The sequence below is a fragment of the Chryseobacterium sp. MEBOG06 genome, assembly GCF_021869765.1.
Lineage (GTDB): Bacteria > Bacteroidota > Bacteroidia > Flavobacteriales > Weeksellaceae > Chryseobacterium.
The window spans coordinates 3,761,972-3,773,428 of sequence record NZ_CP084580.1; the positions used below are offsets into that span (position 1 = coordinate 3,761,972).

At 36.2% G+C, this 11,457-nt stretch carries 12 protein-coding genes; all 12 read right to left on the reverse strand.

Going from position 1 to position 11,457, the window contains the following annotated elements; genetic code table 11:
• A complete protein-coding gene (locus tag LF887_RS17225) occupies positions 1–564 on the reverse strand; it encodes a T9SS type A sorting domain-containing protein (protein WP_236855485.1) in 564 nt (187 codons plus the stop codon).
• Between the two features lie 302 nt (positions 565–866).
• Entirely contained in the window at positions 867–1,616 is a 750-nt protein-coding gene (locus tag LF887_RS17230) for a hypothetical protein (protein WP_236855486.1), read from the reverse strand.
• A gap of 885 nt (positions 1,617–2,501) precedes the next feature.
• Complete coding sequence (locus LF887_RS17235; RefSeq protein ID WP_236855487.1) at positions 2,502–3,560, reverse strand: diphosphomevalonate/mevalonate 3,5-bisphosphate decarboxylase family protein; 1,059 nt, start codon at positions 3,558–3,560, stop codon at positions 2,502–2,504.
• 175 nt (positions 3,561–3,735) lie between these two features.
• Positions 3,736–5,505 carry an AMP-dependent synthetase/ligase gene (locus tag LF887_RS17240; RefSeq protein WP_236855488.1) on the reverse strand — a complete coding sequence of 590 codons (1,770 nt, stop codon included), beginning with the start codon at positions 5,503–5,505 and terminating at the stop codon, positions 3,736–3,738.
• Entirely contained in the window at positions 5,502–6,515 is a 1,014-nt protein-coding gene (locus LF887_RS17245; RefSeq protein ID WP_236855489.1) for an NAD-dependent epimerase/dehydratase family protein, read from the reverse strand. The genes LF887_RS17240 and LF887_RS17245 overlap by 4 nt, the downstream gene beginning before the upstream one ends.
• 391 nt (positions 6,516–6,906) lie before the next feature.
• Positions 6,907–7,911, reverse strand: a complete 1,005-nt coding sequence (locus LF887_RS17250; RefSeq protein ID WP_236855490.1) for an MvdD family ATP-grasp ribosomal peptide maturase — start codon at positions 7,909–7,911, stop codon at positions 6,907–6,909.
• Positions 7,904–8,860 (reverse strand): MvdC/MvdD family ATP grasp protein, encoded by a 957-nt coding sequence (locus LF887_RS17255; protein WP_236855491.1) that lies wholly within the window; start codon positions 8,858–8,860, stop codon positions 7,904–7,906. Before LF887_RS17255 ends, LF887_RS17250 begins: the two co-directional genes overlap by 8 nt.
• Positions 8,861–8,937: 77 nt before the next feature.
• On the reverse strand, positions 8,938–9,171 hold the full coding sequence (locus LF887_RS17260; protein ID WP_236855492.1) for a microviridin/marinostatin family tricyclic proteinase inhibitor: 234 nt from the start codon (positions 9,169–9,171) through the stop codon (positions 8,938–8,940).
• A 34-nt stretch (positions 9,172–9,205) separates the two neighbouring features.
• On the reverse strand, positions 9,206–9,451 hold the full coding sequence (locus tag LF887_RS17265; protein ID WP_236855493.1) for a microviridin/marinostatin family tricyclic proteinase inhibitor: 246 nt from the start codon (positions 9,449–9,451) through the stop codon (positions 9,206–9,208).
• A gap of 37 nt (positions 9,452–9,488) precedes the next feature.
• Entirely contained in the window at positions 9,489–9,716 is a 228-nt protein-coding gene (locus LF887_RS17270; protein WP_236855494.1) for a microviridin/marinostatin family tricyclic proteinase inhibitor, read from the reverse strand.
• A gap of 115 nt (positions 9,717–9,831) precedes the next feature.
• Entirely contained in the window at positions 9,832–10,611 is a 780-nt protein-coding gene (locus tag LF887_RS17275) for an alpha/beta fold hydrolase (protein ID WP_236855495.1), read from the reverse strand.
• A gap of 90 nt (positions 10,612–10,701) precedes the next feature.
• Positions 10,702–11,421, reverse strand: coding sequence for a pyridoxine 5'-phosphate synthase (locus tag LF887_RS17280; RefSeq protein ID WP_236855496.1), 720 nt, complete (start codon positions 11,419–11,421; stop codon positions 10,702–10,704).
• Between the last annotated feature and the right edge of the window lie 36 nt (positions 11,422–11,457).

Consider the following 11,457-nt stretch of genomic DNA (forward strand, 5'->3'; position numbering starts at 1 on the left):
TTATTTTTTGATCAGTTTTGCATTGGCTGTTTTATTCATATCGGTTTTGATAGTTACCAGATAGGCTCCCTGAACCAGTGCCTGGGTATTAATCTTGGTGACTTTGTTCTTCGTTTTCAGGCTTTGGAGCTGTCTTCCGCTCATGTCATACAGCATAATATCAGCCTCTTTGAAATCGAAACCAATTTCTATATAGGCGTAATCTGATACCGGATTCGGATAGATCTTGATGTCAAATTTCTCCATTAACTGATCAACCTGCTTATCTCCCAGTTTTACAATTTTCCAGTTTTCTTTGCCCAGTTCCTCAGCACTGGTTCCGGCTAAAACAATAGAACCATCCCTGTCTATTGCCACGGCTGCCAGCCGTTCTTCTTTTTGTCTGGATTCTCCGGTTACATACTTTCGCCACTGCTCATTCCCTTGCTGATCAATATAGAGCAGGAAAAAAGTTTCTTCGTCCTTCTCTATCCTTCCGTCAGAATGAGTATATCCCCCCAGAAGCACTCCTTTAGTTAGATCCTGGTTACCGGCTCTTGAATCCTGACCCTGAATGACACTCATTCCCATCAGAAGATCACGGTTCCCGAAATTGTAAGATTTCTGCCACTTTTCTTCTCCCCTCTCGTTTAAAAAAAGTACCCACAGGTCCGTTCCCTGCTCAATTCCTACCGTTTTATTGCCGGAGAGTTCCGACCTTGATTCTCCTCCGATGACATAACCATTTGAGGTGAGCGCAAGAGCTCTTAAATGATCATCCCCTTTGCCACCGAAGTTTTTTTCCCATTCAATTTTTCCGTTCCTGTCGATTTTAAGAACCGTATAATCTCCTTCACCGAAATTGTCGCTTTGTTTTTGTACAATACTCAGGTGTCGGGTGTATTTTGGGCATCTTTTATGGGAGATGTCTTACCTTGTACCGCTGAACTTCTGGAATAAATTCCGAGTAAAGCTCCGCCGTCTTTCGTTGGGATCATTTTTTCAACTTCATCAAGTCCTTTTCCGCCCCAGATTAACTGGGACAGTTCTTTTCCGTCTTTGTCCAGCCTGATGATCAGTACATCTTTAGAACCGTAACCTTTTGAAGAGTTTTGGACATTTCCGGCCACAAAAAATCCTAAGTCCGTGGTTTGAATAACCGCTCTGGCTTCTTCGTCAGCGGCAGTACCTAATGTTTTCTGCCAGATCTCGTCTCCAAATTCATTGATTCTGATTAACCAAATGTCTGAATTTCCTTTAGAATCTTCTTTTTTGTCCAGACCTTTTCCTGAATGCGAAGTCCCTGTGACAACGAATCCTCCTTCCTGCGTAGCAACTGTTGCAGACAGATAATCATGATTGTTTCCTGAAAAATATTTTTCAAAAACCTGTTCTCCCTGCTGGTTCAATTTTACCAAATGAAAATCGTAACCCTTATTTTGTTTGCCGCCTGAAGCCTCAAGCTTATCTGCTTGAATGGAGCTTCCGGAAATAAGATACTGCCCGTCAATAGTTGTTGTGACCTGGCTTAAAAAAGCCTGTGAGGGAAACTTGATGTCTTTCTGCCAGAGAACTTCCTGAGCAGAAATACTAAAAATTGTGCATAAGGTAAGTGCACCGAGATAGATTTTTTTCATTCACGTGTTATTTTTTGAGTTAGTAATTAGTTAGTAAGATTTTGCAAATTTACTGCGGTAAAATGACAGGTAATGTCGTTTTATAATTGAATGTACAGTATCAATTTGTTAATTCTTAAAGACAAAAATAGATATCTAACTACTTAATGTAGAATTATATTGCATTAATTTTATTTAAATGCCCTTTTCGTAAGATTGGAGTGAAATTGGTTGATAAAATAAACCGAAAGAAGAAAATTATAATAATAAAATAATATTTCAATTCTTGTTAACCGTTTGGTAATTAACTAAATGAGATGTTTTAGCGATATGGTTGTTGATTTTTGTGAGGTCAGTGGCAAAAGTTATAGAAGTATGATATCTGGCTAGGATTTTATAGCTGAAGTACTGTTACAATACATAATACGATCCCTGAAAATATTCTGGAGAATTTAATTTAAAACCAGGAACAGCTCGCGAAACAGCAGGAACAAATAACACAACTTATGAAAACACAAAATAAGTTGATTGAAAATTTATTTAAGAATTAATTTGGTTTAATGTGAATTCCGATAAAATACAGCTAAATAATGATGTGCCTTGTAGTGGTTATAGAAAAATAGTTTTCCCGTAATCATTTTAAGATGCTTTTATCACTTATATTAACCAGCAGAGAGCTTTGCTGGTTTCGTATTTCAATTATAAGACAGCTCTTATCATGAAATTCAATCAGAACAATAACAAGGGAAAATAATTCTCCAACTAAAATCATTGGATCTTTAATACTAAAAAAGTGGGCTAAAGCCCACTCCTATTGATTTTATTTTTTATCAGAATCCAAAGTTCCAACCCCAATTAATCGTTCTGTTCATTCCCATGTTCCCAGTTCTACTCCTTTTTCATATTCTAGAATCTCATTACATCTTTCACTACTCCATTTTTCTGGGTATGCTGTAACAATTCGGCTTCAATGAATGCCTTTATCTTATCTTCAGAATCATCACTTGGGAATAAAAGATGAACGTTAGCACCAGCATCCAGTGTAAAGAACAGAGATAGCCCAGTTTCTCTTCTGAAATCCCATACCTTATTGATCACCTCCAAAGTTCCGTTTTTCATAAGAATAAAAGCAGGATCACTCATCATCATCATCGCGTGAAGAGTAAGCGCTTCATGTTCCACCAATTTGATAAAACGTTCCATATCTCCGTTTTTCAGGATCTCTTTCATTGGAACAAAATTTTCTCTGGCTTCCTGAAATCTTCTTTCTGCATAAGGGTTTGTGTTCATCAAGCCATGTCCAACAGTTGAAGAAACACTTTTCTGACCTTCATGAATCAATAAAACCCAATCATTGAAATTCTTGAAAGTCTCATGAATTTCAGTATTTGCATACTGAACGGCAAACAGATCAGAACTTCCTTCCACTTCATCTGTTGTCCCCCATACAACAAGCCCGTTGTATAAGCTTCTACAGGCACTTCCACTTCCTAATCTTGCCAGGAATGAAGCTTTTTTCAGAGATTCTTCTTCGGAAACCTGACCTGTAAATGTTTCATCTAGTTTCATCAGGCATTTTGCAATCGCTCCAAATCCTGAAGCAGAACTTGCAATTCCTGAACTGTGTGGAAACGTATTTTCTGTTCTTATAATGTATTTCCCTTTTAAAATCCAGGGAAGATACTGTTCTATATTTTTGAAATATTTCTCGATTTTTTCTGCAAATTTAACCTCTTCATTTCCTGCTAAAAAAGTCTGTACAGAAAAAGATTCATCTGCTACAAATTCCATTGAAGTATTGGTTTTACAATGGTTTAAAGTATAGCTTATACTTGGGTTGGCCGGAATCTGGTCTTTATATTTCCCCCAATATTTAATCAGGGCAATATTAGATGGACAGCTTTCTGAAACCGTTTGTGTATGAGTATTGAAATTTTCTTTTCCTATAAATTCTTGTGTTGTCATAATTTAATTTAAGTGACAAAACCTGTTTTTTCAATACACAGGTTTAATTTTAAATAGTATTGTATGGAATCAGCCGCTCAAATCTTACAAACTACCATCCTCAGGAGGAAAGTAATTTTCCAAAAAACTTAAATATATGGCCTTTTCGTCCTATGCGGTTTTCAAAATTTTACAATTAATACATCTTTTCGATGATATCTGCATATTTTTTAATAACCACATTTCTTTTGACTTTCAATGTTGGCGTAATTTCTCCGGTATTGATGTCAAATTCTGCAGGCATTAAAGTAAATTTCTTCACTTTCTCATAATCAGCAAGATGGCTTTGTAATTCTTTAAGTTTTTCTTTATAAAGATTGATGATTTTATCATTTTTCACAGCATCTTCCCAGTTGGTAAAAGGAATGTTATTCTTTTTGATATAGTCATGCAGAAACTCAAAGTTTGGAACAATCAAAGCTGAGACAAACTGTCTTCCTTCTGCAACCAGCATAATCTGCTGAATAAAATTATTATTCGTCAGAAGGTTTTCTATTTGCTGCGGGGCAATATATTTCCCATTGGAAGTCTTCATGAGATCTTTGATACGGTCTGTAATAATAAGGTTTCCTTTATCATCAAATTTTCCGGCATCCCCGGTTTTGAACCAGCCATCTTCTGTAAAGACCTTCTGTGTTTCTTCGGGTTTATTATAATAGCCTTTCATAATCCCGTTTCCTTTTGCCTGGATCTCATCGTTTTCTCCGATGCGAAGTTCTACCCCCGGCAACGGTTTTCCACTGGTAGCATGCTCAAAGTGTGTCAATGGGAAAAGAGTCAGTGTTGCTGTGGTTTCCGTTAATCCATAACCTACGGTTACATGAATCCCCACAGATTCAAAAAACCGGGTGACTTCGGGTGATAAAGAAGCTCCTCCACAAGGTAAAAACCAAAGTCTTCCGCCCATTTTATCTTTGATCTTGCTAAAGACAAGCATCTCTGCCACAGATTCTTTTAATTTCAATACAAAAGGAACTGGTCTTTCATTTCTCCTCAATTCGGCAGTTTCCCAGCCTGTTTTCAAAGCCCAGTCAAAGATCTTTTTCTTTAGAGAAGAGCCCTCTTCAGCTTTTTCCAATACTCCGGCGTATACTTTTTGGAAAAATCTCGGAACAGCACACATTGTAGTTGGCTTTACTTCTTCTAAAGCCTTTGCAATATTTTTTGGATCTTCAAGGAAATAAACTCTTGCTCCTCCATATAAACAAAGTAAGCTCCAGCTTCTTTCAAAAACGTGGCTTAAAGGTAAAAACGCCAGTGACAGTTCTTCTTCAAAGTTTTTAAATTTAAAAAATTCAAAGTGAGAGTCGAATGCTTTAATGAAATTTCCATGAGTAAGCATTACTCCTTTGGGTATTCCCGTGGTTCCGGAAGTATAGATCAGCGTTGCTGTATCGTCATATTCTCTTTTACAGATCTCCAGTTTCGGGGAAGTTTTTGAAATAAAATCTTCCAGATAAAAGCTGTTGAACTCTTTCTTGATCCACACGGATTTCTTAGAAACAATAATAGTTTCAAGGTTGTTTTCTTCTTTATGTAAAAACTCCAGACAAGCATCATACTGCATCTGATTTCCTACTAAAACTACTTTAGCACCGGAATCATTAATGATATGTTCTGCCTGTTCAGCATTATTAGTTGAGTAAATAGGAACTGTAACAGCACCAATTGACATGGAAGCCAGATCTATGATCATCCATTCTGAAGAGTTGTCTGAATAAATAGCGACCCTGTCGTTCTCCTGAACACCTGCTTCTTTCAGTGCATTGGCTGTTTTAAAAACAATTTCACTGAATTTTTTCCAGCTCAGCTCTTTCCAGCCTGCTTCTTTCTTTTTAAAACCAATTGCAGCTTTTAAAGGATGTTTTTCTACATTTTTAAGGATAATTGCCTCTGCAAGATTCATTTCTTCAACTTTTTGTCGTTAATATAATTGTTCAGATGAAAGTCGATGCTTTCTTTTACAGGAATAAACTGATAGTTCAGTTTTTCTTTGACTTTGTGATTTGAAATGGTATTGAATGAAGATATGGCCTCAATATTTGATTTTGTGACCATTTTCAGCTTTGGAATCAGCCATCCGAAAAGGATATTGGCTACTCTTCCTATATTTAACAGAGATTGTGAAAGAATTTTGGCATCTTTAAGCCCCAGGCGGGTTCTGACCTGTTTTGCAAGGTCTGCATATCTGTTATTTTCGGAAACAATGATGAATCGTTCTCCAAAAATATTGTTTTCCATAAGTTCTATACCTGTTTTTGCAACGTCTCTCACATCTACGTAAGCAGATCCTCCGGCGAAAGTAAAGCTGTTGTCTTCGAAGGTTGCAAACAGCTCACCGCTGCTCTGGGTCCAGTTTCCGCTTCCAACGATCATTCCCGGATTGATAATTACTACATTCAGTCCTTCTGCAGAAGCTCTCCATACTTCCATTTCAGATAAATGTTTGGAAATAGCATAGGCAGAGTGTTCCAATTTCGGATTAAATTCTGACTCTTCATCCAATTCTCCTTTTTCATTAAAGTTATCCAAAACTGCAACAGAGCTAACGTGCAGAAATTTTTTAACATCCGATCCTTCACAGGCAAATAACAGGTTTTCCGTACCTTTAATATTGGTGAGGTACATTTCTTTCTCATCTTTGGGATGAAAGCTTACCTTCGCAGCACAATGGTATACCTCATCTACCCCTTTCAAGGCGTCGTTTAAAGAATTGAGATCAGTGAAATCAACATTCACCCATTCGATCTTATTGAAAAGATCTTCAGGATTCTCTGTATAAAAGCCGTATGAATGCTTTACTTCGTTTAAATTACTACCCGGTCTTTTGGAAGCACGCACGCTTTTACCTCTTTTAAGAAGTTCCAAAACGATTATTCTTCCCAGAATTCCGGTGGCACCCGTTACAAAAACCATTAATTATTTTACTTGATTGCTGACTAAAATATAACAATATTTTCTATCCGGCAATTCTTCAGGTTCCTGCAAAAGTTACGTTGAAAAACTGCTTTTGCAAATTTGCGATTTTTAAAGCATAATTCAACTTAATTTAACCAATATTATCATCCTGAAAACGATAAAACTTAAAATTTTCAACCGTAAAAGTCTCAAATTTTTGTTTTCTCTTAAGTGATTTTTTAAGTTGCAGACTTTGTGTATAAAAAGTAAGTTTAAGCTTACCAAAAAAATCCGGTTTTGTAGAAAAATATAGATTTCAAAGAATAGTTTACCTATTATTATATTAAAAGTCCTGAAAGGATTTAAGGCTAAACACTTTCAGGACTTTTACAGGATAAGGAGAGGCCTCTTAAGCCATTACCATATTATTTCTTCTTGGAGCTTTATCACAAAGTAAATCAGCAATACTTTTCGAAATAAGATTTCCTTCCGTCAGGTTATCCAGCCAAAAGAATTCTCCGGCAGCATTTATTTCTATAAAGTAATATTCATCTTCTGGAGAAACGATCATATCTATAGCTCCGTAATCGACATTATAAACATCCAGAAGTTCAAGTAATTTCTCTTCCACATCTCCTGGAAGTTCTGTTCTGTTCCATTTATCCAGAAGATTAATCCCATCTTTTCTCCAATCTATTTTTGCATCTTCGGATTGCTGGGAATCTATTTCGAAAGCGTATACATCTCTTCCTACAATGGTAATACGAAGTTCTTTTTTCTTTTGAATCATCTTCTGAAACTGCATTGGGCAATATAGAAGAGAATCCAGCTCCTCCAGTTTATCCTCACTTACTACATTGGTGAACACTACATTTTCCACTCCGTCTTCATAGATAGCAAAACCTGTCTGCATTTTGGCTACTACGTTCTGATGTTTAAGAATAAATTTTCTGGCTTCATCAGGGTTATTGGTAAGGCATGTATCAGGGATGGTAAGTCCGATTTTATCAGCAATTTTCAATTGTTCTTCCTTACTGTCTATTCTTCTGTAAATACTTGGTTTTCCCAGAGAGTAAGTATTCACGGATTCGAAGAAACCGAAAAGTGTATTGCGGATTTCTCCCATAGCTGCTCCGTAAAATTTGGTATCGATCTCTTCTTTAAGACCTTTTCCAATATTATAAGCACGTCTGTACCAGATTGCTGAAATATCGTCCAAACGGTGTTTTGCTTCAGGAGTTTCAAGAATACTAACCCATTCTCCATCCTGGAAAACAGTTGAAAGTTTGTTTTGTAAAGGATATAGATCGACATCAAACCGGATAACTTCACAGTTATTCTGCCCGATGTATTCTGTTACTTTTTCGATTGAAAAATTATCTGCGGTATGCGTTATAATTAAAATTTTATTCATGGAAATTAATTCTTTTGATAAGGTTGTCGGCAATTTTTTCTGCGATGGGAAATCCCAGCTCTTTCTGTAGCATTCCCCATTCTCCCTGCGGATTCACTTCAAGGAAATGATATTCTCCATCTCTTCCTTTGATCATGTCTATTGCTCCTATATAAAGGCCCATCTCATTCATCATGGAGGTAAGATTTTCTTTAATAGTATCAGGAAGTTCATAAGCGGACCAGAAATGATCTGCATGAGCTACTCTCCAATCCGGATTTTCACTGTTATTGATTTTTCCAGTAAAAAAGTCACCGTCTACATACACAATTCTCAGTTCGTATTCCTTGTCAATATAAGGCTGAAAAATCATTGGGCAATAGGCAATATCTGAAAGATGCTCCAGAGAATCTTCTTCAATGACTGTAGTAGAAATCATGTTTTCACCTGTCATTGTTTTTGCAGTTACTCCGTGAAGCTTGGCAATAGCTTTTCCCTGGCAGTATTCATAAAAAAAGGAGGTTATTTTTTCTTCGTCATTAGAAAAAATAGTTTTGGGAACGGTTAGATTATTTCTTTGAGCTACTTTCAGCTGATACATCTTATTTCCATCTACCTTTTTTTCATTTTCATAAGGATTGATCCATGGAACGTCCTCCAAAACAGTCATCAGATTGTATCGCAGACTACCATATTCACCCAGAAAAATCTTTTCATAATGCTGGTCCAGCTCTTCCGGACTGCTGATTTTCCAGGCTTTCCTGTGCCAGACCGCTTTAACAGCTCCTGAATGAATGGTATTACCCAATTCATCAGTTAATTCAAATGAATTTTCATTCACACTTATTTTCTGAAGATGGTTCAGGCGGTCAGAATTTAATCTGAAATAGGGAATATTGCGGGAGGCAAGGTATTCGAAAAAAATATCGATATTATAAAAATCTCGTGAATGGGTGATGCAGAGAATCATTAGCCGTTTTTTATTAAAAAGGGAAACTTAATGTTTAAGTTTCCCCTATTATAATTGTATTATTATTCTACTCTATCTTATAATGGCATAGTCATAGAATCGTCATCGCCGTCTGAAGGATACTTCATCGTATGCATCAAATCCAGCTGAGGAGATGTTACATCATCCGCTAGCGGCTTTGTAACGAAATCTCTTTCTGGAATAGTAATCATATCTGATCCAGCACCTCCTTTTACCGTTTCCGGATCTTTAATTTGTTTTTCCAAGAATGTTGCAAAAAACGGCTTTTTCTTTGAGTCTTTGTTTTTCATACTATTATTTTTTAATTTGATAAAATGATCTGGTTTAATCCTGTGGTTCAAAAACATGATCGTCACCGTCTGAAGGATATTTCAGTGTTACATTATCGTTATTTGGCGTAGTAACACTATCTTCAAGTGCCGCGGTAGTGATATGATCCTTAATAACGGAAGTAACACTATCCGTAAGTAATGAAGTACTTGTACCTCCTTTTACTGTTTCCGGATCTTTAATCTGTTTTTCTAAAAATGTCGCGAAAAACGGCTTTTTCTTTGAATTCTTATTTTCCATATTATTATTTTTGATTTGATAGATTTGTTTTTAGTTCTTATACATCTAAAACGTCATCGTCACCGTCTGAAGGATACTTCAGTGTAACATTTACATGATCATTTATCTGTGTAGTAACAACAGTATCCTCAAGTGTAGTGGTAATAATATGGTCTTTAATAACAGAAGTGATAGTACCTCCTCCTTTTACTGTTTCAGGATCTTTAATCTGTTTCTCCAAGAATGTTGCGAAAAATGGTTTTTTCTTTGAATTTTTGTTTTCCATAAGGCAATAGTTTTACTTTTTTGATAAAACCAAAGTACAAAAAATTCAACTCATGGAGAAATAATATCAAGTTTTAAGATAAATTTAACATATATACGAAAAATATAGAATAAAATTAATTTAAATCAAGAAATTCCTTAACTACTATTGCGAAATCTACAGGATTTTCAGCCTGCACCCAATGTCCTGCATTTTTCACCGTAACTATTTTTGCTTTTGGAAACTGTTGTTTAATCCCAAATTCATCCTGCGGCAGAATATAATTGGACTTTTCTCCTGCAATGAATAAAGTTTCTCCTTCAAAAACACCATATTTTATAGCATTGGAGACAAATTCAGTATATTTTCGAGATAATGTTTCAAGGTTGAATCTCCACTTTAGCTTTTTATCCTCATCCCAGTAAAGATTTTTCGTCAAAAACTGTATGGTAGATCTTTCGGGGATATACTGAGTCAGAACTGCTTCTACTTCATTTCTTGATCCTACTGTATTAAAATCTACACTTTCCAACGCTTTTATAATCCCCTGGTGGTGTGGTGGATATGCTTTTGGGGAAATGTCTACAACAATCAGTTTTTCAACTCTTTCAGGATATTTTATGGCAAACTGCATCACTGCCTTTCCTCCTAAAGAATGTCCTAAAACATGTGCTTTCTGAATTCCATAATGATCCATATAACGGGCAATATCATCCGCGAGATCATCATGAGACATATTTTCTGAGTGAAAGCTTCTTCCGTGGTTTCTAAGGTCAATAAGGTGTACGGGAAGATATTCTCCCAGATCTTTTCCGAAAGTTCCCCAGTTATCAAGCATTCCAAACAGTCCGTGAAATACTAAAAGCGGTGTGGCGGCTACATTTTCACCGAATATTTTTGAGTTTAAAATTTCCATATTTTTTAATAATAGATTTGAGATAGGAGATTCCAGATCATCAGCTCATTTTTAACAAATGGGTCAGAAATATGGCCTCTTCTACCTATTTTACCATTTTGCCAGTCTCTTCAAATAAGCCTGTACCGTATTTTCCAATCCCATATAAAGTGCTTCAGAAACTAAAGCATGGCCGATGGATACTTCCAGCAAATTAGGGATATTATCGGCAAAGTATTTTAAATTTTCTAAGCTTAAATCATGTCCTGCATTGATTCCCAATCCAAAGTTGGAAGCAGCAACAGCAGTATCATAATAAGGTTTTATAGCTTGCTCTTTATTACTCAGATAGTTCTTTGCATAGGCCTCTGTGTACAGTTCAATTCTGTCTGCGCCTGTTTTTGCAGCATACTCCACCAATTCCGGTAGAGGATCCAGAAAAACAGAAGTACGAATTCCAGCATTTTTAAATTCTGCAATAATTTCCGTAAGGTAATCCAAATGTTTTTTCGTGTCCCAACCAGCATTTGAAGTAATTGCATCATCTGCATCCGGAACTAATGTCACCTGCTCCGGCTTTACTTCCAGCACCATATTAATAAAGTCCTTATGGGGATTCCCCTCAATATTAAACTCAGTCGTAACCAATGGTTTCAGATCATAGACATCCTTCCTTGTGATATGCCTTTCATCAGGTCTTGGATGGATCGTAATTCCCTGTCCTCCAAACTCCTGAATCTTTACAGCTGCTTCTGTAACGCTTGGTGTTTCACCTCCTCTTGCATTTCTTAACGTCGCAATTTTATTAATGTTTACGCTTAGTTTTGTCATTTTATATTTAAGATGTTAGATATTAAAAAATTAGAA